The sequence below is a fragment of the Actinokineospora sp. UTMC 2448 genome (genome assembly GCF_024760565.1).
Taxonomy (GTDB): Bacteria; Actinomycetota; Actinomycetes; order Mycobacteriales; family Pseudonocardiaceae; genus Actinokineospora; species Actinokineospora fastidiosa.
The window spans coordinates 181,400-200,538 of record NZ_CP031087.1; the positions used below are offsets into that span (position 1 = coordinate 181,400).

19 protein-coding genes and 3 tRNA genes are annotated in these 19,139 nt (G+C 70.7%); 10 read left to right on the forward strand and 12 right to left on the reverse strand.

Features of this window, described 5'->3' with window-relative positions; genetic code table 11:
* Positions 1-18 precede the first annotated feature (18 nt).
* Both Actkin_RS00920 and Actkin_RS00925 read right to left on the reverse strand, forming a co-directional pair.
* Positions 19-924 carry a KPN_02809 family neutral zinc metallopeptidase gene (locus Actkin_RS00920; protein WP_258905491.1) on the reverse strand — a complete coding sequence of 302 codons (906 nt, stop codon included), beginning with the start codon at positions 922-924 and terminating at the stop codon, positions 19-21.
* Positions 925-1,365: 441 nt separating this feature from the next.
* Positions 1,366-2,271 carry an EamA family transporter gene (locus Actkin_RS00925; protein WP_258905492.1) on the reverse strand — a complete coding sequence of 302 codons (906 nt, stop codon included), beginning with the start codon at positions 2,269-2,271 and terminating at the stop codon, positions 1,366-1,368.
* A gap of 73 nt (positions 2,272-2,344) precedes the next feature.
* Here Actkin_RS00925 and Actkin_RS00930 point away from each other — a divergent pair, with 73 nt between their 5' ends.
* The 3 genes from Actkin_RS00930 (at position 2,345) to Actkin_RS00940 (ending at position 3,431) form a co-directional block, all read left to right on the forward strand.
* Positions 2,345-2,851: a MarR family winged helix-turn-helix transcriptional regulator gene (locus Actkin_RS00930; RefSeq protein WP_189208866.1), complete on the forward strand. Its 507-nt coding sequence runs from the start codon at positions 2,345-2,347 to the stop codon at positions 2,849-2,851.
* Positions 2,852-2,892: 41 nt separating this feature from the next.
* Positions 2,893-3,318, forward strand: a complete 426-nt coding sequence (locus tag Actkin_RS00935) for a MarR family winged helix-turn-helix transcriptional regulator (protein ID WP_189210038.1) — start codon at positions 2,893-2,895, stop codon at positions 3,316-3,318.
* Between the two features lie 28 nt (positions 3,319-3,346).
* Positions 3,347-3,431: transfer RNA gene (locus Actkin_RS00940), tRNA-Ser, on the forward strand.
* A gap of 86 nt (positions 3,432-3,517) precedes the next feature.
* Here the strand turns inward: Actkin_RS00940 and Actkin_RS00945 are convergent.
* Both Actkin_RS00945 and Actkin_RS00950 read right to left on the reverse strand, forming a co-directional pair.
* Positions 3,518-3,688, reverse strand: coding sequence for a hypothetical protein (locus Actkin_RS00945; protein ID WP_258905493.1), 171 nt, complete (start codon positions 3,686-3,688; stop codon positions 3,518-3,520).
* Positions 3,689-4,743: 1,055 nt separating this feature from the next.
* A complete protein-coding gene (locus Actkin_RS00950) occupies positions 4,744-5,169 on the reverse strand; it encodes a restriction system modified-DNA reader domain-containing protein (RefSeq protein ID WP_258905494.1) in 426 nt (141 codons plus the stop codon).
* 190 nt (positions 5,170-5,359) lie between these two features.
* Here Actkin_RS00950 and Actkin_RS00955 point away from each other — a divergent pair, with 190 nt between their 5' ends.
* Positions 5,360-6,112, forward strand: coding sequence for a sulfite exporter TauE/SafE family protein (locus tag Actkin_RS00955; protein ID WP_189208864.1), 753 nt, complete (start codon positions 5,360-5,362; stop codon positions 6,110-6,112).
* 33 nt (positions 6,113-6,145) lie between these two features.
* Here Actkin_RS00955 and hisC read toward each other — a convergent pair whose 3' ends face one another.
* Positions 6,146-7,207, reverse strand: coding sequence for a histidinol-phosphate transaminase (gene hisC, locus Actkin_RS00960; protein ID WP_258905495.1), 1,062 nt, complete (start codon positions 7,205-7,207; stop codon positions 6,146-6,148).
* Positions 7,208-7,318: 111 nt separating this feature from the next.
* On the opposite strand from hisC, the gene Actkin_RS00965 reads away from it, so the two are divergent.
* Positions 7,319-7,984: a dienelactone hydrolase family protein gene (locus Actkin_RS00965; protein WP_258905496.1), complete on the forward strand. Its 666-nt coding sequence runs from the start codon at positions 7,319-7,321 to the stop codon at positions 7,982-7,984.
* A gap of 34 nt (positions 7,985-8,018) precedes the next feature.
* On the opposite strand, the gene Actkin_RS00970 is transcribed toward Actkin_RS00965, so the two are convergent.
* Positions 8,019-8,672: a CoA transferase subunit B gene (locus Actkin_RS00970; RefSeq protein WP_258905497.1), complete on the reverse strand. Its 654-nt coding sequence runs from the start codon at positions 8,670-8,672 to the stop codon at positions 8,019-8,021.
* Between the two features lies 1 nt (position 8,673).
* Positions 8,674-9,438, reverse strand: coding sequence for a CoA transferase subunit A (locus Actkin_RS00975; protein ID WP_258905499.1), 765 nt, complete (start codon positions 9,436-9,438; stop codon positions 8,674-8,676).
* A 206-nt stretch (positions 9,439-9,644) separates the two neighbouring features.
* On the opposite strand from Actkin_RS00975, the gene Actkin_RS00980 reads away from it, so the two are divergent.
* The 3 genes from Actkin_RS00980 to Actkin_RS00990 all read left to right on the forward strand — a co-directional run bounded on the left by Actkin_RS00980 (position 9,645) and on the right by Actkin_RS00990 (position 10,918).
* A tRNA-Ser gene (locus Actkin_RS00980) sits at positions 9,645-9,734 on the forward strand.
* A 34-nt stretch (positions 9,735-9,768) separates the two neighbouring features.
* Positions 9,769-9,841: transfer RNA gene (locus tag Actkin_RS00985), tRNA-Arg, on the forward strand.
* Positions 9,842-9,964: 123 nt separating this feature from the next.
* A complete protein-coding gene (locus Actkin_RS00990) occupies positions 9,965-10,918 on the forward strand; it encodes an asparaginase (RefSeq protein ID WP_258908092.1) in 954 nt (317 codons plus the stop codon).
* A gap of 39 nt (positions 10,919-10,957) precedes the next feature.
* Here Actkin_RS00990 and Actkin_RS00995 read toward each other — a convergent pair whose 3' ends face one another.
* Positions 10,958-12,109: an epoxide hydrolase family protein gene (locus Actkin_RS00995; protein WP_258905500.1), complete on the reverse strand. Its 1,152-nt coding sequence runs from the start codon at positions 12,107-12,109 to the stop codon at positions 10,958-10,960.
* 62 nt (positions 12,110-12,171) lie between these two features.
* Between Actkin_RS00995 and Actkin_RS01000 the strand changes: the two genes are divergently transcribed.
* Together Actkin_RS01000 and Actkin_RS01005 are read left to right on the forward strand one after the other, a co-directional pair.
* Positions 12,172-13,182 carry a helix-turn-helix transcriptional regulator gene (locus Actkin_RS01000; protein WP_258905501.1) on the forward strand — a complete coding sequence of 337 codons (1,011 nt, stop codon included), beginning with the start codon at positions 12,172-12,174 and terminating at the stop codon, positions 13,180-13,182.
* Entirely contained in the window at positions 13,179-14,345 is a 1,167-nt protein-coding gene (locus tag Actkin_RS01005) for an LLM class flavin-dependent oxidoreductase (RefSeq protein WP_258905502.1), read from the forward strand. The genes Actkin_RS01000 and Actkin_RS01005 overlap by 4 nt, the downstream gene beginning before the upstream one ends.
* A 975-nt stretch (positions 14,346-15,320) precedes the next feature.
* Here the strand turns inward: Actkin_RS01005 and Actkin_RS01010 are convergent.
* The 4 genes from Actkin_RS01010 to Actkin_RS01025 all read right to left on the reverse strand — a co-directional run bounded on the left by Actkin_RS01010 (position 15,321) and on the right by Actkin_RS01025 (position 19,040).
* On the reverse strand, positions 15,321-15,797 hold the full coding sequence (locus tag Actkin_RS01010; RefSeq protein ID WP_258905503.1) for a hypothetical protein: 477 nt from the start codon (positions 15,795-15,797) through the stop codon (positions 15,321-15,323).
* A gap of 53 nt (positions 15,798-15,850) precedes the next feature.
* Positions 15,851-16,018, reverse strand: coding sequence for a hypothetical protein (locus Actkin_RS01015; RefSeq protein WP_189208854.1), 168 nt, complete (start codon positions 16,016-16,018; stop codon positions 15,851-15,853).
* 117 nt (positions 16,019-16,135) lie between these two features.
* Complete coding sequence (locus tag Actkin_RS01020; protein ID WP_308425831.1) at positions 16,136-17,329, reverse strand: MFS transporter; 1,194 nt, start codon at positions 17,327-17,329, stop codon at positions 16,136-16,138.
* Between the two features lie 133 nt (positions 17,330-17,462).
* Positions 17,463-19,040, reverse strand: coding sequence for an ABC transporter permease (locus tag Actkin_RS01025; RefSeq protein WP_258905504.1), 1,578 nt, complete (start codon positions 19,038-19,040; stop codon positions 17,463-17,465).
* Positions 19,041-19,139: the final 99 nt, after the last annotated feature.

The window sequence follows — 19,139 nt, forward strand, 5'->3', positions numbered from 1 at the left end:
AGGGCGGGGGCGTTCGCGCTATCCGAGGTCCCGGGCGCCGAAGGTGTCGCACTGGGTCGGCTGGCCGCCGTTGACCCCTGCCAGGAACCACTTCTCGCGCTGGGCCGACGTCCCGTGGCTGAACTGCGACTCGTCGACCTGGCCGCCGCCGAGGTTCTCCTGGATGAAGTCGTCGCCGATGCGCTCGGCCACGTCCACCGCCCGGTTGATGTCGTCCTGGGTGATGCTGGTGATCAGCGGCTTGCCGCTCGCGCTGGGCGTCGTGGTCGCGTGGTTGGCCCAGACGCCCGCGTAGCAGTCGGCCTGCAGCTCCAGCCGGACGCTGCCCGAGGTCGGGCCGGTTCCCCTGCCGACCCGGTCCGACGTGCCGAGCAGGTTCTGCACGTGGTGGCCGTACTCGTGGGCGAGCACGTAGGCCTCGGCGAACGTGCCGCCCTGGGCGCCGAAGCGGGTCTTGAGCTCGTCGAAGAACGTCAGGTCGACGTAGACGCCCTGGTCGGCGGGGCAGTAGAACGGGCCGACGTCGGCGGTCGCGCTCCCGCAGCCGGTGTTCACCGCGCCGCGGAAGAAGGTGGTGTCCGCCTCCCGGTAGGTGCTCCCGGCGCGGGCGAACTCGTCGGCCCAGTAGGCCTGGATCGAGTTGATGATCGCGACGCGCGCGCAGTCGGGCTTGGTGTTGGCGTCGCGGCCGGTCCGGCACTCCGAGGCCAGGTCGCTGCTGCTGACCGGCTGGCCAGGGGCCGCGTCCCCGGTGCTCAGCGGCACGCCCGCGGGCAGGCCGCCGAGCTGGTTGAGCACGAAGTAGATGAGGAACCCGACGATGCCGAGTCCACCGCCGCCCAGCGCGACCCGGCCGCCGATCCCACCGCCCCGCGCGTCCTGGACCTGCGAGGTGTCCAGCGCGACATCGTCATCGAACTGCACGGTTGTCTCCCGTCGGCTCTCGTGGGTCCGAGCCTAGGACACATGCCTGGGCGCGGCCCGCCGTCGGGGGCCGCGCCCAGGTTTCCCACGGTGACGTAGCGGCGGTGTTCCGGTCCGGCGCGGAGCCTGGCCGGAGGGCGCAGAGGCCGCATCCGAATGTCAGGCTCAACGGCGTCGGGAGACCGGGCCTCGCGCAGCCACACACGGGGCGTCGGTCTGACGACCGGTCCGGTCACTGCTCACAATCACGGTCGGACCGATGCGGTTCGTTCCGCCCGCGGGGTCGCAGCAGCCGAATGCCGCTACTGATGGTGTGTCTCTCGTTCCGGCACGGCACCACCTGACCTCTCTCGGCCGGTCGCGGCGGCGGGCGCACTGCTGGGCTGGTGCGTCCGTGTCCACTCGGGCCAGCCATCACCCATCTTGCGCCTGTGTGCCTGATCACACAACCCTTTCCGGCGTCCTGAACCGGTGAACCTCGCCGCTACTGTCCGAATCGGACGATCTTGCGTTCGGCCGGGACGGTCGCTGGCCGACGACGACCGCGCCGAGCACCAGCGCGGCCCCGGCGAGCTGCCATCCGGTGAGCGTCTGGTCGAGCGCCGCCCAGCCCAGCACCGTCGCGGTGAGCGGGCTGGCAAGGCCGAGCAGCGACACCTGGCCCGCGGAAAGCCTGCGGAGACCGGAGAAGAACAGCACGTACGCCAGGGCCGTGCTGATCAGCGTGAGCCACACGAACCCGCCGACGGCCACCCAGTCGAGCGACGGCGGCGCACCCTCGGTGGCGATGGCCAGCGGCACAAGGAGAATCGACCCGCCGAGTAGCTGCCATCCGGTGGCGGTGAGCGCGGTCATGCCGGGCGGCGCGCCCCACTTGCGGGTCAGGACGAGTCCGGCGCCGAGCGAGACCGCGGTGCCCAGCCCGGCCAGCACCCCGATCGGGTCGAGCGCCTGGCTGCCCCGCAGGACCAGCAGGCTCACGCCCGCGATGCCTGCGACGGCGACGGCCGCCTTGCGCAGGGTCACCGGCTCCTTCAGCCACAGCGCGGCGAGTCCGAGCACCACAACCACCTGCGCCGCGCCCAGCGTCGCCGCCACCCCGCCGGGCAGCCGCGTGGCGGAGACGAACAGCAGCGCGAAGAACACGCCGATGTTCAGCCCGCCGAGCGCGAAGAGGCGGCCCAGCCACGGCCCGCTCGGCATCCCGGGTCTGATCGCGAGCAGGAGCAGGCCTGCGGGCAGGGCCCGCAGCACGGCGATCCACATGGGCGACGGCGGCAGGAACTCGGTCGTCACCAGGTACGTGGACCCCCAGAGCACCGGCGCGATTGCCGTCCGCAGCACCATGGTGTATCCCCTCGACGTCAAGTATCTCGATTTGAAGATACCTCTCCGTCAAGCCAGCCGGCACACTGATCCGATGCGCGACCAGGTGGACGACATCCTCGAACAATGGCGCCGCGAGCGCCCGGACCTCGACGTGGCCCCGATGGGCCTGTTCGGGCGCCTCACCCGCCTGGCCGCCGTGGTGAGCCGGGAGCTGGAGGCCAACTTCGCCCGCCACGGCCTCACCGGTGCCGACTTCGACGTCCTCGCCACCCTCCGCCGCGCGGGCGCGCCGCACACGCTGACCGTGGGCAGGCTCCAGGCCACCATGATGATCAGCTCGGGCGCCACCACCCACCGCATCGACCGCCTGGAGCGCCGCGGCCTCGTCGCCCGCGACCCCGACCCCCAGGACCGCAGAGGAGTCCGCGTCCGCCTCACCGACGAGGGCCGGGCCCTGGTGGACGAGGCCGTGGCCACCCACCTCGCCCTCGAACACGCCCTGGTCGCCGACATCCCCCCGGCCCGCCGCGACGCCCTGACCGACCTGCTGCGTGAACTGCTCGTTTCCCTGTCCGCACCCCGTAACCTGGTCCGGTGACCTCCGTGAGCACCGAACCACGCTGGCTGAGCCCGGCGGAGATGCGGGCGTGGCGGGCCTACGTCATCGGCAGCGAACTGCTGCGCCAGCAGCTCAACCGCGAGCTCCAGGAGCGTCACCAGATCGCCCTGGCCGACTACGAGGTCCTCGTCCGCCTCTCCGAGCAGCCGGAGGGCCGGATGCGCATGAGCCACCTGGCGGGCCAGGTGGCGTCATCGAAGAGCAGGCTGTCCCACCAGATCGCCCGCATGGAGAAGTCCGGCCTGGTCACCCGCCTCAACTGCCCCGACGACGCCCGCGGCGTCATCGCCGAGATCACCCCCCGCGGCCTGGAGATCCTCCGCACCGCAGCCCCCACCCACGTCGAGGGCGTCCGCGAACACCTCGTCGATCTCATGACCGAAGACGAACAGACCGTCGTCGCCGCCCTCTTCGAGCGCGTGATCGCCCACCTCGACCTGTCCTGACCCCGCCCTCTAGGCTGAACCCACACCGGGAGGCGTGGCAGAGCGGCCGAATGCATCCGCCTTGAAAGCGGAAGACGGGCAACCGTCCGGGGGTTCAAATCCCTCCGCCTCCGCATTGCCTGATCAGGGCGACTATGACGGGGCGCGCCAGGTGACGCGCCCCGTCCGTATGGCTGAACGCTTGACCTGCACGATCAAATCAACTGATGACACCCGCGACCGAAGCGCGGTTGGCCGGGTTCAGCAACTCGAACACGGCAAGCAGCCCATCGGCGTGCTCCATGAACCGGCAGACCGCGAGCACCGCGAACGCGGAAACGGCCAGAAGTACGGTTATCCGCGCTGTCGCCGCCCACGAGCTGGCGGCCATGGCGACCGCCTCAAGCAGTTGAGACCTCTTGGCGCATCCACAAGGCCGCTTGGGGCGCGGTTCTGGCGGGTGAGGGTCCTCGGACCCTATGGTCATGACTGAACTCCTTTACCGATGGTTCCTGGTGCGGACGGCTTGTGGTTTGACCGCTTCAGGATGCGGGTGGGAGTGCGGTCACCGCCGGTCCCTTGATGACTCGCGGGGCGGACGGCCCCCTGGCCGGGGCCGTCCGCGCACTCCCAGGAACATCTAACCTTCCGGGATGGTTGTACAAGTTGATGGTGGCCCGGAAGCGCCACCCAATGCTTATTTGCGTCAAACGGCACATGCTGACTAGTTGGGCCGAATCGACGAATGGTTAGCCGTCAAACTAGTGATGCGACTGAACTGCGGTTCCGGATTCTTCCTCAGTTTCCACCTACCGCTCGGCGCGCGAAATGAGGTTCGTCTTTCGAGTTCACGTGTTGACATTATGATTTACGTGTTGACGAAAGACTTTGGTGGTGAGCGGCATGACCGGCAGGGATCGCCCCGTGTCCACGACTTGTGCGGGGTGCGGACGTGAGGTCGTCTACGGCGGCAAGGGCAGGCCACGAAGGCACTGCTCGTCCTCGTGTCGGACCAAGGCTTGGGCCATGCGCAAGGCGGAACAAGCGGTGGGGCTGGGAGCGACACCTCGGATCGTTGAGGTCCGGGAGGCTTGAGTGACGTCGTTTCCCACAACTGTCGACAATTGGATAGGCATGCGGAATGCTTTGGAGCGACAACTCGAAGACGTTGATGCCAGCACTGATCTCGTTATGGACGAGGACGCGCACGTCAAGCTGTACCGAGCTATCCGTTCCGTGCTACAAGCGCTCGAGGCCCTGCATCCTGTGAGCTTGGATGTGCTGCGACGACGTCTTCATGAACTTGAAATGCTGGAGGCGGGGAGAAACGTGACGATAGGTTCGTCACCGCCTGAGGCGTTGTAGAAGGACGGCGATCGTGTCCATCCTTTGTGGATAGATCGATGTGGCCAGCTGGCGATGTCGGGTCGAGGCCAAGGAGTACCGTCAGCTGCTCGGCTTTCGCTTGCGCCTTGTGACCGAGATGCCCGCCTGTCGTCGCAGCTCGTCCAGTCGGACGTCGTCCGAAGCGCGCCGCCATTCCTCCCATCCGTCCGCGCTGGTATTGGTCAGTTCGGAGCAGGCGCCGGACGGCGTCTTGGCGACGGTCCCGTTCTCCAAACGGATGCAGCCATTGGCCATCACCGTGGCGCGATGGAGGTGGCCTAGCTGGGGGCGGCGCCACACCAGTTCGTCGTTCGGGTTGAGCAGGCCGGCGGCCAGCAGGGCGGAGAGACCCCCCGGCTTGGACGCCGCGGGCTCAGGTTGCAGACCCAGGAGCCTGCGCAGGACTGTGTCAACGGTGTCGACCAACGGTTCCGCGCGGCTCTGTATCGCCTTGAACACCTCATCGGAGATGGGGACGTTCGGCATCGACGCACTTCCTTACTTCCTTGAGACCGTAAGGAAGTAAGGTAGACGACGGTGAGCGCCTTCGCAAGACCGCTCACCTGAGACCCTGTTCGTGGTGCTCATGCGAGCCGTAGGCTTGAGGCGGTGACCGGTTTCACCGGGGCTGGGTGCCCGCCTCGGGATAAGGTCGGCCGATGATGGGACGAAACCGGTGACCGTCTGGGAAGCGCTGGGTGTGGTGCTGGCCGGGGTGTTCGCTGGCGGCATCAACACCGTCGTCGGCTCCGGCACGCTGGTCACCTTCCCGGTGTTGTTGGCGGTCGGGTATCCGCCGGTGGTGGCGAACGTGTCGAACTCGTTGGGGCTCGTGCCCGGCTCGGTGACCGGGGCGATCGGGTATCGGCATGAGCTCGCCGGGCAGCGCGGGCGGCTGCTGCGCATGGGGACGGCATCCCTGATCGGCGGGCTCGTCGGTGCGGTGTTGCTGCTCGTGCTGCCGCCGTCGGCGTTCGAGGCGATCGTGCCCGTGTTGATCGTGGTGGCGCTGGTGCTCGTCGTCGCGCAGCCGTGGTTGGCGCGCAAGCTCGGCGAGCGGCAGTCCGAAGTGCACGTCCACGGCGGGGTCGGGCTGTTGTTCGCCGTCTTCGCCACGGGCATCTACGGCGGCTATTTCGGGGCGGCGCAAGGGGTTCTGCTGCTGGCCATCATGGGCATCCTGATGGACGAGAGCCTGCAGCGGATCAACGGCATCAAGAACGTGCTCGCCGCGATCGTGAACCTGGCCTCGGGCATCGTGTTCATCTTCGTCGCCGAGGTCGCCTGGCTCGCCGTGGCGCTCATCGCCGTCGGCGCGGTCATCGGCGGGCTCATCGGGGCCAAGGTGGGCCGCAGGCTCTCGCCGACCGTGCTGCGGGGCGTGATCGTCGTCGTCGGCATCGCCGCGATCGTCCAACTGCTGGCGTGAGTGGAGCGTCCACGAAGGACGCTCCACTCCCCGTCAGAACGACTTCGCCGCCGCCAGGAACAGGTCGTTCTCCTCCGGCGTGCCGATGGTGACCCGCGCGCCGTCGCCCGCGAACGCGCGCACCACGACCTTGTTCTCCAGGCAGTGCTCGTTGAACGCCGCCGTGCGCTCGCCCAGCGGCAGCCACACGAAGTTGGCCTGCGACACCGGGACGGTGTAGCCCAGCTCCAGCAGCGCCGCGCGCACCCGGGCGCGCTCGGCGACGATGTCGCGGCAGCGGGCCAGCAGCTCGTCCTCGGCGTCCAGCGACGCCAGGGCCGCCACCTGCGCCAGCGCGTTCACCCCGAACGGCACGAACACCTTGCGCACCGCGTCGGTCACCGCGTCCGGGGCCACCAGGTAGCCCACCCGCAGCCCGGCGAGGCCGTACGCCTTGGAGAACGTGCGCAGCACCGCGACGTTGTCCCGCCCGCGCGCCCACTGCCCCTTGGCCACCTCGACGCCGTCGGGCACGGACGGGTCGTCCACGAACTCCCGGTACGCCTCGTCGATGACCACGAGGACGTCCTCGGGCACCGCGTCGAAGAAGCGGTCCAGCTCCGGCTTGGTCAGCGCCGTCCCGGTGGGGTTGTTCGGCGTGCAGACGAACGCCAGCCGCGTCTTGCCGGTGACGGCCGCCGCCATCGCGTCGATGTCGAGCGCCTGGTCGGCGGTCAGCGGGACCCGGGTCTGACCGGCGCCGACGACCTGGGTGATGATCGGGTACGCCTCGAACGACCGCCAGCCGAACAGCACGTCGTCGTCGGCGGTGCAGGTCGCCTGCACCAGCTGCTGGCACAGGGTCACCGAGCCGCAGCCCACCGAGACCTGGGCCTCGGTCACGCCCAGCTTGGCCGCCAGCCGCGCCACCAGCTCGCCCGCCCCGCTGTCCGGGTAGCGGTTGATCCGGCCCGCGGCCTCGGCCACCGCCGCCACGACACTGGGCAGCGGCCCGAGCGAGACCTCGTTGCTGGCCAGTTTCACCGCCCCGGGGATGCTGCGGCCGGGCACGTAGCCGGGCAGTGCGGCCAGGTCGGCGCGGGTTCGCACGCTCATACACAGCTCCTCGTCCGTCGCGTGGTGACGCTACCCGCAAACTAGTACGCCACAATGAGTGAGCGGGTGATCACGTTGACTGGTGTTCACCCCAGCATGGTTGGGTGGGGTATGGCTCAGACCCACACAGCGGACTTCCGGCTCGACGACGGCCGCGCCCTGCGGCTGACGTACGCCGAACCGGACGGGGTGGTGCGCGGCGGGCTGGTCGTGCTGCACGAGTCCCGCGGCATCACCGACACCGTCATCGGCATGGTCGCGGGCCTGGCGAGCGAGGGCTGGCTGGTGGTCGTCCCGCACCTGTACCCGTCGGGGTCGCACGAGGTCGCCGAGGAGGAGGCCCGCGACAAGGTCAGCGCCCTGTCGGGGGACTCGGTGCTGGCCGCGACCGACATCGGCTTCGCGTGGCTGGCCGCGCGCGAGGTGGCGCTCGACCGCATCGGCGTCATCGGCTTCGAGCTCGGCGGCGCCGTCGCGCTGGTCGTGGCCGCCCGGCGGGACATCGGCGCGGCCGTCACGGTCGCGGGCGGCGGCATCCTGGAGCCGCTGTCGGACGGCCTGCCCGCCCTCGTCGAGGTCGCGGGGGAGCTGCGCGTGCCGTGGCTGGGGCTCTACCGCTCCGACGTCGAGAGCCCCAGCGCCGAGGAGGTCGAGAAGCTCCGCGACGCGGCGGGCTCGGCCCAGGTGGCCACCGACGTCGTGCGCTTCCCGTTCGAGACCGGCGCGGCCGAGGCCTGGCACCGGGCGCTGAACTGGTTCGACGCCCACCTGCGCTGAGGAGGGGGCGGGCGGACCCGCCCGCCCCACTCGCTCACACCATCGACTTGAGCGGGCCCTCGACGATCAGCTCGGGCTCGGTCTTCTCCCGCACCTCGTCCTCGGTGACGCCGGGCGCGAGCTCGCGCAGAATCAGCCCGCGGTCGGTGATGTCGATGACCGCCAGATCGGTGATGATCTTGTGCGCCACCCGCTTGCCGGTGTAGGGCAGCGAGCACTCGTTCACGATCTTGTACGTGCCGTCCTTGGCCACGTGCTCCATCAGCACGATGAGCAGCTTGGCGCCGTGGACCAGGTCCATCGCGCCGCCCATGCCCTTGATCATCTTGCCCGGGATCATCCAGTTGGCCATGTCGCCGTGCTTGGAGACCTGCATCGAGCCCAGGATCGCCGCGTCCACCTTGCCGCCGCGGATCATCGCGAAGGACAGGGCGGAGTCGAAGTAGGAGGCGCCCTTGCGCAGGGTCACCGTCTCCTTGCCCGCGTTGATGACGTCGGGGTCCTCCTCGCCCTCGTACGGGTACGCGCCGACGCCGAGGATGCCGTTCTCGGACTGCAGGACGATCTCGACGTCGTCGGGCACGTAGTTCGGCACCAGGGTCGGCAGGCCGATGCCCAGGTTGACGTAGGAGCCGTCGGTCAGCTCCGCGGCGGCGCGGGCCGCCATCTGCTCACGGGTCAGCGGCATGTCATGCCCCCTTCTGGCGGACGGTCCGGCGCTCGACGCGCTTGTCGGCGGCCTGCTCGGGCGTCAGCGGGACCACCCGCTGCACGAAGATCCCCGGCAGGTGCACCTGGTCCGGCTCGATCTCGCCCGGCTCGACCAGGTGCTCGACCTCGGCGATGCTGATCCGCCCCGCCATCGCGCACAGCGGGTTGAAGTTCCGCGCGGACGCGTGGAACACCAGGTTGCCGTGCCGGTCGCCCTTCCACGCCCGGACCAGGGCGAAGTCGGTGACGATCGCCCGCTCCATGACGTACTCCAGGCCGTCGAACTCCCGCACCTCCTTGGGCGGGGAGGCCACGGCGACGCCGCCGTCGCCGTCGTACTTCCACGGCACCCCGCCGTCGGCGACCTGCGTGCCGACGCCGGTGCGGGTGAAGAAGGCGGGGATGCCGGTGCCGCCCGCCCGCAGCCGCTCGGCCAGCGTGCCCTGCGGCGTCAGCTCCACCTCCAGCTCCCCGGAGAGGTACTGCCGGGCGAACTCCTTGTTCTCCCCGACGTAGGAACTGGTCATCCGCGCGATCCGCCGCTCGCGCAGGAGCAGTCCGAGCCCCCACTCGTCGACGCCGCAGTTGTTGGACGTCACGTCCAGCCCCGTGACGCCCTTGTCGAGCAGCGCTTTGATCAGCTCGCTGGGTATCCCGCACAACCCGAACCCGCCCACCGCCAAGCTCGCGTTGTCCGCGATGTCGGCGACCGCCTCAGCAGCGCTGCGGACGACTTTGTCCATCTCGTTGCCCCTCCTTCTGGGTGTGGCAGTCGCGACTCTAGTGCCGAGGAGCCGGTTCCCGGAGTGTCCGCGACCCCCATATCCCCCACCCGGCCCATGGTGCCCGCCACCTGGCCCCTGACCTGCGCACAATCGAAGAGGAGGGGGGCGTTTTGCCCTGGCGGACACCCCCTGTGTAGTCTTACCGCCAGCGGCCTGGGGCCCCGGGAGGCTTCGCCTAGTCTGGTCTATGGCGCCGCACTGCTAATGCGGTTGGGGTTTATCACCCCTCCCGGGTTCAAATCCCGGAGCCTCCGCTGACACCCGGCTCGCCGGGTGACAACTGAACATGCGCCCGTAGCTCAACGGATAGAGCATCTGACTACGGATCAGAAGGTTAGGGGTTCGAATCCCTTCGGGCGCGCAACAGCAAGTCCAGGTCAGGGCCCGGTTCCGGAAACGGAACGGGCCCTGGTCCCGTCTTGGGGGTGTGACGGGGATCCCTTCGGGCGGGAGGACAGTGGTGGCTGGCGATTCGCGGGTTGTGGTGTTCGGGCTTGGCGGGACCATCGCGATGACGGCGGATGGGCCGGGTGGGGTGGTGCCCGCGTTGTCGGCCGGGCAGTTGGTGGCGGCCGTGCCTGGGTTGGCGGAGACGGGGATCTCGGTCGAGGTGCGGGACTTCCGGCGGGTGCCGGGGGCGGCGGTGTCGCTCGCCGACGTCTACGCGGTGGCGGCCGAGATCGAGAAGTGCTCCGCGGGTGTCGTGGTGACGCAGGGGACGGACACCATCGAGGAGACCGCGTTCCTGCTCGACCTCCTGCTCTCGCGCGATGAGCCCGTCGTGGTCACGGGGGCTATGCGCAATCCGACGTTGGCGGGGGCCGACGGGCCCGCGAATCTGCTGGCCGCCATCCAGACCGCCGCCAGTGAGGAGGCCCGGGGGTTGGGGGCGGTGGTGGTGTTCGCCGACGAGATCCACGCGGCGCGGCGGGTTCGGAAGACGCACACGTCGAGTTGTGCGACGTTCCAGTCCGTCAACGGCGGGCCGTTGGGGTATGTCGTGGAAGGCCGGGTGCGGGTGGTGAACCGGCCCGTGAGGCGGACGTCGGTGCCGCGGTCGGCCGAGTCGCGGGACGTCACGGTGGCTGTGGTTCCCATGGTGTTGGGCGACACGGGCGTGGTGTTGGAGGCGATCGCCGACCGCGTCGACGGGATCGTGGTGGCGGCGTTCGGCGCGGGGCATGTTCCCGAGGGCGTGGTCGAGGTGGTGAGCGGGCTCGCGGCGCGGATGCCGGTGGTGCTGGCGTCGCGCACCGGGGGTGGCTCGGTGCTCGCGACCACGTACGGGTTCCGCGGCTCGGAGTCCGATCTGCTGGGGCGCGGGCTGATCTCCGCCGGGTTCCTCGACGCCTACAAGGCCCGGATCCTGCTGCACCACCTGCTCTCCTGCGGGTTTGACACCGACGCCGTCCGGGCGGTCTTCGCCGAGAACGCGTGACGGGCCGTGCCGTGGTCGCCCACGGCACGGCCCCGGCGGTCAGCCGAGTCCGGCGAAGAACCCGCGGATGTCCTGGACCAGCAGGTCCGGGGCGTCCTGGGCGGACCAGTGGCCGCCGCGGTCGTACTCGTTCCACGACACGATGGCCGCGTGGTCGCGTTCGGCGAAGCGCCGCAGCGGGGTGAAGTCGTGGGCGAAGCTGGCCAGGCCGGTCGGGGTGGTCGTCGGCTCGGTGGGGTGCGTGGTGTGCCGGTCCTCGTAGTAGAAGCGGGCCGATGACGCGGCGGTGTTGGTCAGCCAGTAGATCGTCGCGTTGGTCAGGACGTGGTCGTCGCTGGTGCCCGCGAGCAGTTGCGCGGTCCAGGCGAGCTGGCCGGTGGGGGAGTCGGCGAGGGCGTGCGCGAGGTTCTGCGGCTTGGTCGCCTGCAGTTGGGCGAAGGCGGACATCTCGTCGTTGAAGCTCTGCAGGAACTGCAGGTGCGCCAGATCGTCTGCGGTCATGCCCTCGAACTCGGCGGGGTCGCCGGACGGGAACGAGAACAGCTGGGTGACGTGGACCCCGATCACCTGGTCCGGCGCGATCCGGCCGAGTTCCGGGGCGACGAGGGCGCCTGCGTCGTTGCCGTGCGCGCCGTAGCGGTCGTAGCCGAGGCGCCGCATCAGCTCGGCCCACGCGCGGGCGGTGCGGTGGCGGTTCCAGCCCTTCTCCCGCGTCGGGACGCTGAAGGCGAAGCCGGGCAGGGACGGGATGACGACGTGGAACGCCTGCGCGGGGTCGCCGCCGTGGGCGCGCGGGTCGGTCAGCGGGCCGATGACGTCCAGGAACTCGGCGATCGTGTTGGGCCAGCCGTGGGTGAGGATCAGCGGCGTCGCGTCCGGCTCGGGCGAGCGCACGTGCAGGAAGTGGATGTTCTGGCCGTCGATCTCGGTCGTGAACTGCGGGTAGGCGTTCAGCGCCGCCTCCCACTCCCGCCAGTCGTAGCCGGTGCGCCAGCGGTCGACGAGGCGCTTGACGTACGACAGCGGCACGCCGTACTCCCATCCGGGCTCGACCGGGCCGCGCCGCACGCCGTCGGTGACCTGGTCGGCGGGCAGTTCCTCGGTCCAGCGGACGCGGGCGAGCCGGTCGGCGAGGTCGTCGAGGTCGGCCTGGGGGACGTCGATCCGGAAGGGCTTGATCTCGGTGCTCATGGGATCAATCTAGGAGGCGATTAGGAACAGTTGGTTCCTATATGTCTGGCAGAGTTCGAGGAATGTTGGAGACCTCGGCTCGGCTGCTCCGCCTGCTCTCCCTGCTGCAGACCCCGCGCGAGTGGACCGGAGCGGAACTGGCGGACCGGCTCGCGGTGAGCACCCGGACCGTCCGCAACGACGTCGAGCGGCTGCGTGCCCTCGGCTATCCCGTCAACGCCAACCGCGGGGCGACGGGCGGGTATCGCCTCGGCGCTGGCGCGGCGCTGCCGCCGTTGCTGCTCGACGACGAGGAGGCCGTCGCGGTCGCGATCGGGCTGCGCACGGCAGCGGCGGGGTCGATCACGGGGGTGGAGGAGACGTCGTTGCGGGCGCTGGCGAAGCTGGAGCAGGTGCTGCCGTCCCGCCTGCGGCGGCGGGTGAACACGTTGCACACCTATGCCGTGCGGGTGCCCGCTGACGACGCTGGACCACGGGTGTCGGCTGAGGTCTTGACCGTCATCGCGGCCGCTTGTCGGGACCGGGAGCAGTTGCGGTTCGACTACCGCGCCCACGACGACACGGAGAGCCGCCGGGTCGTCGAGCCGTACCGGCTGGTCAACTGGGGCAGGCGGTGGTACCTCGTCGCGTGGGACGTCCAGCGCGGCGACTGGCGCACGTTCCGGGTCGACCGGGTGACGCCGAAGACCCCGACCGGGCCGCGGTTCGCCGCGCGGGACGTGCCCGAGGACCTGACCGCCCGGGTCCGGCACGGCGTGTCCTCCGCCGCTTGGCGGTATCGGGCGAGCGTGACGGTGCGGGCGCCCGCCGAGGTGGTGGCGGAGCGGATCAACCCGGCCGTGGGGACGGTCGAGGCGGTGGACGACGAGACCTGTGTGCTGCACACGGGTGCGGACACGGTGGCGAGCCTTGCCGTCCACATCGGACTGCTCGACGCGGACTTCACCGTCGACGGCCCGCCTGAGCTCGTCGACCACCTGCGCGTGCTCGCCGACCGGTATCGGCGGGCCGGTAACACCGGCGGCCCTTCCGCTGACCCTGTCGGTGACTCGGATGGAAGGGGTGCCAGGTGAAGATCGATGTGTTCAACGAGATCCAGAACCGCGGGCGGGGATCGGAGGGGGAGCGGTTCCGGCAGGCGATCGAGCAGGCCCGGTTGGCCGACGAGCTGGGGTACGGCTGCTGGTGGCAGGTGGAGCACCACGGCGCGGGGGAGTTCAGCCTCTCGTCGGCGCCGGAGGTGTTCCTCGCGGCGTTGTCGCAGGTGACCTCGCGGATCCGGTTGGGGCACGCCGCGGTGTTGGCGCCGTCGCGGTTCAACCACGCGGTGCGGGTGGCCGAGCGGGCGGCGACGCTGGACCACCTGAGCGGCGGGCGGGTGGAGCTGGGGATGACGCGGTCGACGGTGCCGGAGTGGCGGCTGTTCAACATCGACCCGGACGACGTGCGCGGGCAGACGCGCGAGGCGTTCGAGCTGGTGCCGCGGCTGTGGACCGAGGACGCGGTGAGCCACGACAGCGACACCTACCGGCTGCGGGACGTCTCGATCACGCCGAAGCCGGTGCAGAGCCCGCACCCGCCGCTGTGGCAGGCGGCGGCGAGCCCGGCGTCGTTCGAGGAGGCCGGTCGCCGGGGCGTCGGCGTGCTCGGGACGACGTTCTGGGAGTCGATCGAGCGCGTCGAGCGCATGGTCCGCCTCTACCGCGACGCCGCCGCCGCGTGCACCGACCCGGTGGGTGCGTTCGTGAACAACCAGATCGGCTTCTTCACCTTCGTCCACTGCGCCGAGACGGACGAACAGGCCATGCGCAACGGCGCCGCCGCGGCGGCCGCGTGGTACACCGTGACCGCGCTGAACTTCTTCGAGGCCAGCAAGGACTTCGTCCGGCTGCTGGCCCACCAGCAGCAGCTCATGGCCGACCCGTCGGGCGGCGGCCTGGCAGGCGAGTTCCTCCGCGCCGAGGCCACCACCGGCCCGACCCCCGGCCAGTCCCTGATCGGCCGCATCATCCAGGGCGAACCGGTGCCGGACGAGGAGATCTTCGACGTCCTCAGCGCCCAGCAGTCCCTGATCGTCGGCTCCCCCGACACCTGCCGGAAGAAACTCCGCGCCTACGCCGACCTCGGCATCGACCGCCTCATGTGCCTCCACCAGATCGGCGGCCTGACCCACGAGCAGGTGATGACGAGCATCCGCCTGACCGGCGAACTGATCCCGGAGTTCGACCGCCCCTGACCCACACGCCAGCCCCAGCCGCACCTCACGCGAAGCCACCGAGGGTGCGGTTGGGGATGGGCAGAACGTGAGGGTGCAGTTGGGTTGGTCGGGGAGGCGGGGGTGGGGTCGGGGAGCGGGTGGGTTGGTCGGGGAGGCAGGGTGCGGTCGGGGAGTCGGGGAGCGGATGGGTTGGTCGGGAGGAGGAGAGGCGGGGTGCGGTTCCGGTTCGGCGGGGAGGCTGGACGCGGCTCCGGCTGAGTCGGCGCGGGGCATGGCTGAGCTTCGCTTGGTATCGGCCGGGCGCGGCGGATCAGCGCGGTGGGGCCTCCGCGGTCCGGTTGGGCGAGCTCCTGGGTTGGGTGCGGGTGGACAGAGTGGGCAGGTTGAGAGCTGGCTCTCTCAGCCGGCGCTGGCTGGGCTGGAGGACTGGGACGAGGGGTGGTAGCTGGGAAAGGGATGGCTGCTCAGCGGCAAGGTCCGGTCGCGGATGGTCGGGGAGGCAGTCCTTCAGGCGTTGTGAGTGGGGTGGGGCCGGAGTTGGCGGGGCTTGGAGGTCGGCTAGCAGGGTGAAGGAAGAGGCCAGGTGCGGAGTGCTGTCGGTGCGGTGGCCGGGGGCGCGGTAGGTGCGGGGGTGAGTTAGGTGCGATGGCCCGCTGTGGGGTGTCTGGAGGTGGAGGCAGGTGGGGGATGCGGTTGGGCAGCGGGTGTTTCTTGGTGCGGCGCGTTGGCGCGGGTGAGGTTGGTGGGATGGCCTGCTGTGGGGGGATGTCTGGAGGGGGAGGCAGATGCGAGGTGCGGCTGGGCAGCGGGCGATCTCGGTCCGGCGTGGTTGGTGAGGTGAGGTGCTGCCGGTGGGCGAGTGGGTGTGTGTGGCCCATTCGTGGTGCGGGGATTGAGGGTCGTCATCGGTTATTGCTTCTGTGGAGGCTCCCTTCCCTCGGGGCGGGGGTTGGCCCAGGCGATCCACAGGGGCTGTGGATCGCCTGGGGATGGTTACCGGGCGGGTGTCGTTCGGCCGATCAGTTCTGCGGTTTCGGGGGTGAGGAGGCGGCCGGGGACGTCGGGGTCGCAGCCGATTCGGGAGAGGCGGGCTCGGATGGAGCCGGGGGAGCGTTGGCGGGCGGTGGCGAGTTCGCGGATGGCTGTGGTGGCCGGGGTGGTCTCCTGGTAGGTCTGCCAGTCGGCGCGGAGGGCCGTGTCCTGGTCTTGGGTCCAGGGGGCGTGGGAGTTCGGGGCTGTGCCTCGTTTTCGGGTGCTGTCGAACGCGCCCGCCGCCGTGAGGGCTCGGGTGAGGAGGCGGGCTGTCTCGGCTGTGCCGGACACCGGGAGGCGGATGGTGCCGTCGGCGACGACGCCCTCCGTCTCCGAGCTGCCGTGGAGGTCGAGGGTGAGCTGGCCTTCGTCGGCGGTGACGGTCAGGCGGTAGGTCGTGGTCCGGTGGGTCGCTGTGTGCTCAAGAGTGAATGCCATACCCCAACGCTAAGCCGATCCCCGAAACCGCCGCGGAAGTTATCCACAGGCCCTCACCAGCGCTCGCGGTCCCGGTGACTCACCGGCTCATCCCCCTGCGCGGGCTCCACGCGGTCGCGTTCCTCGCGCAGGATCGTCTGCAGGGTGTGGTTGGCGCGTCGCAGGCGCCAAGCGGCGTACAGGACGACCAGGGCGGCCGCCACTATCCAGAAGGTCGTCATCACCCGCCTCCGTCCCAGACAGGTACCCCGAAGGGTCCCACCACAATCGGCGGGGCGCAGCGCGATTGACCCGATCATGCCGCCGAATGCGCTCCAACGGAGTAGCGGGTTGCGCCGTCAGGGGCGGGGCAGGGTCTCGCGGGCCGGGAGCCACACCAGCGCGGCCGCGAGCAGCAGGGCGCCGGTGACGCCGAAGGCGGCGACGAACGACAGCCGGTCGGCCAGCACGCCCGCCACGATCGGCCCGAGGATGGCGCCCACGTCCGCGCTCATCTGGAACACCGCCAGCACCTGCCCGCCGCGCGCCTTGCCCAGCACGTCGCCCACCGCGGCCTGCTGGGACGGCGCGTACACGCCCGTTCCGAGCCCCGCGACGATGGTCGCCACCACGAACTCGAACACCGAGTCGGTGAAGCCCACCCACACCGTCGACGCGCCCGCCACCAGCAGGCCGGTGATGAGCATCGGCTTGCGGCCGATGCGGTCCGACAGCCGTCCGGACACCAGCAGCATGGCCACGTTGCCCGCGGCGAACAGCGCCAGCGCCGTCCCCGCGAACGACTCGTCGCGCCGCAGGACCTCGGTGATGAACAGCGGGATCAGCGCGGTGCGCACGCCGAACACCGCCCACCCGTTGGCGAAGCTGGACGCCAGCGACGCCCGGTAGCCGCTGTCGCGCAGCGCCGCCCGCAGCGGCAGCGTCGGCACGTCCGAGTCGCCCGCGGGCGCCATCAGGGTCGACTTGCGCAGCGCGAACCAGACGATGAACACCGCGAGGAACAGCGATCCGGCGTACACCAGGAACGGCGTGCGCAGCGAGATCGCGATCAGCCCGCCGCCCATGATCGGACCGGCGACGTTGCCCAGCAGGAAGCTCGTGCCCCAGTGCCCGGACGCGCGCCCGCGCAGCAGCGGCGGCGTCAGCCGCAGCATCAGCGCGACGCCGGAGACGGTGAACATCGTCGACCCGGTGCCCGCCAGGCAGCGCAGCACGAGCAGGTGCCAGTACTCCGTGGCGAACGCGCACGCGCCCGTGGTGACCGCGACGACCGACAGCCCGACCAGGTACACCCAGCGCTCGCCGAGGACCGTGACCAGCCTGCCCGCCGCGGGCGCGAACACCAGCCGGGCCACGGCGAAGGCGCTGATGACGACGGATGCGGCGGTGACGCTGACGTCGAAGCCGCGGGCGAAGGTCGGCAGCGCGGGCGCGACCAGGCCGAAGCCGATCGCGATCACGAAGTTGGCCGAGATGATCACCCACACCTCGCGGGGCAGTGTCGCCGGTCTGGACGACGTCGACACGCTCACGCGAGAAACCCCCAGGAGAAGAGATTGTTAGCCACGCGAACTATAAGCCGTGACCACCCGATCGGGTCAACCTCCGCCCCGGACGCGGCATTCCCGCGGAGCCCCCAGGACCCCGCGGGAAGGCTCCCTGACCTCAGCCGATGTCGCGCCGCCGGAAGCCGGTGAGCGCCGCGGCCAGCAGCACGGCCGCCACCGCCGTCAGCCCCAGCAGCGGCCCGGCCTCCCAGCTCTGGGGCACGTGGCTGAACGGTGAGATGTCCATCACCCACTGGTCGACCTGCAGCACCGGCCCGAACATCGTCACCAGCACCACGACCGCCAGCACCGCCCACGCGCCCGGCACCGAGACCGAGGGCGCCACGCCGAACAGCAGCGCCGCCGCCCCCGCGACGATCCACACCGCGGGCAGCTGCGCCAGGCTGATCTCCAGCGCGTGCCCCACCTGGGTGCCGAGGTCGTCGGTGCGCAGCCCGTGCCCGACGCCCATGCCGAGCCCGGCCAGCACCAGCAGCAGCGCGGGCCCGCCCAGGGCGAACACCAGGTGCGCGCCGCTCCACCCGAGCCTGCTCGCGCCCGCGGCCAGCACCGGCTCGGCCCGCACGGTCGTCTCCTCCGCGCGCATCCGCAGCACCGCCTGCACGCCGTAGACGGCGGCGAGGATGCCGAACATGCCCGCCATGGACGCCAGGAACGAGTCGACCAGCGCCTGCGCGCCGCCCATCCTGGTCAGGATCTCGGTCATCTGGCCGCTGGACCCGAACAGGTCGGTGATGCCGTTGGCGATCGAGCCGAAGATCGCGCTGGTCGCGGCGAAGCCGATCGCCCAGCCGATGAGCCCGCCGCGCTGCAGCCGCGCGGCCAGGCCGAGCGGGCCGCCCAGCGACGCCGCCGCGCTCGGCGGGCCGAGCCGCTGCGGCAGCAGGCCCGCCCCGAGGTCGCGGCGCGGCGTCAGGGCGTAGGCGATGGCGCCGATCATCAGCGCCGTGGCCACCGGCAGCACGAGCACCCACCAGCGGTCCTCGACGTACGGCTTGGCCAGCTGCGGCCACGCCAGCGGCGAGAGCCAGGACAGCCAGGTCAGCGAGACCGTCGAGTCGCCGACGCCGCGCAGCAGGAACGCCAGCCCGAGCACGGCCGTGGCCATGCCGTTGGCCGAGCGCGCGTACTCGGTGAACTGCGCGGTCACCGCCGAGACCGCCGCGAACGCGATCCCCGTGCCCGCGATGCTCATGCCGAACAGGAACGACGGGCCCGCGGCCACCCCGGCCCCGGTCAAGCCAGCGCCGATCAGCATGCCGATCACCAGGGCGGCGCCGGAGGTCACGGCGAGCGCGGCGGTCAGCGCCGCGTGCCGTCCGACGACCGCCGAGCCCAGCAGCTCAAGCCGCCCGCTGTCCTCCTCGGCGCGGGTGTGCCGGGTGACCGTGAAGATCGCCATGAGCGCGATGAACAGCGCGGTGAACATGCCGAAGCGCCACGCGGTGAAGCCGCCAGCGGTGGTCAGGTCGTAGGCGGGTCCGAAGAGGACGGCGATGGCCGGGTTGCTGCCCGCGCCCGCCGACAGCGCCGCGCGCGACGCCTCGTCGGGGAACAACTCCTCGTAGGCGGTGATGCCGGACATGGGGATCAGCCCGAGCAGCACGATCCAGATCGGCAGGATGACGCGGTCGCGGCGCAGCGCGAGCCGGATGAGGCTCCAGGTTCCGGTCACTGTCCCGCCTCCCCGGATTTTCCCCTGTTGGTCGCCTCGGGGCGGAACAGCTCGGTTGGCTGCGCGCCGGTGGCTGGCTTGCGTCCCGTTCCCCTTGGG

What these genes read in the sequence shown, in the direction of transcription:
- Actkin_RS01000 (WP_258905501.1), top strand. Translation starts at nt 12,172, where the DNA reads ATGTTGGAGACCTCGGCTCGGCTGCTCCGCCTGCTCTCCCTGCTGCAG.
- Actkin_RS00950 (WP_258905494.1), bottom strand. Translation starts at nt 5,169, where the DNA reads ATGCCGAACGTCCCCATCTCCGATGAGGTGTTCAAGGCGATACAGAGC.
- Actkin_RS00930 (WP_189208866.1), top strand. Translation starts at nt 2,345, where the DNA reads ATGCGCGACCAGGTGGACGACATCCTCGAACAATGGCGCCGCGAGCGC.
- hisC (WP_258905495.1), bottom strand. Translation starts at nt 7,207, where the DNA reads ATGAGCGTGCGAACCCGCGCCGACCTGGCCGCACTGCCCGGCTACGTG.
- Actkin_RS00970 (WP_258905497.1), bottom strand. Translation starts at nt 8,672, where the DNA reads ATGCCGCTGACCCGTGAGCAGATGGCGGCCCGCGCCGCCGCGGAGCTG.
- Actkin_RS00945 (WP_258905493.1), bottom strand. Translation starts at nt 3,688, where the DNA reads ATGGCCGCCAGCTCGTGGGCGGCGACAGCGCGGATAACCGTACTTCTG.
- Actkin_RS01010 (WP_258905503.1), bottom strand. Translation starts at nt 15,797, where the DNA reads ATGGCATTCACTCTTGAGCACACAGCGACCCACCGGACCACGACCTAC.
- Actkin_RS00935 (WP_189210038.1), top strand. Translation starts at nt 2,893, where the DNA reads ATGCGGGCGTGGCGGGCCTACGTCATCGGCAGCGAACTGCTGCGCCAG.
- Actkin_RS00975 (WP_258905499.1), bottom strand. Translation starts at nt 9,438, where the DNA reads ATGGACAAAGTCGTCCGCAGCGCTGCTGAGGCGGTCGCCGACATCGCG.
- Actkin_RS01015 (WP_189208854.1), bottom strand. Translation starts at nt 16,018, where the DNA reads ATGACGACCTTCTGGATAGTGGCGGCCGCCCTGGTCGTCCTGTACGCC.
- Actkin_RS00965 (WP_258905496.1), top strand. Translation starts at nt 7,319, where the DNA reads ATGGCTCAGACCCACACAGCGGACTTCCGGCTCGACGACGGCCGCGCC.
- Actkin_RS00995 (WP_258905500.1), bottom strand. Translation starts at nt 12,109, where the DNA reads ATGAGCACCGAGATCAAGCCCTTCCGGATCGACGTCCCCCAGGCCGAC.
- Actkin_RS00925 (WP_258905492.1), bottom strand. Translation starts at nt 2,271, where the DNA reads ATGGTGCTGCGGACGGCAATCGCGCCGGTGCTCTGGGGGTCCACGTAC.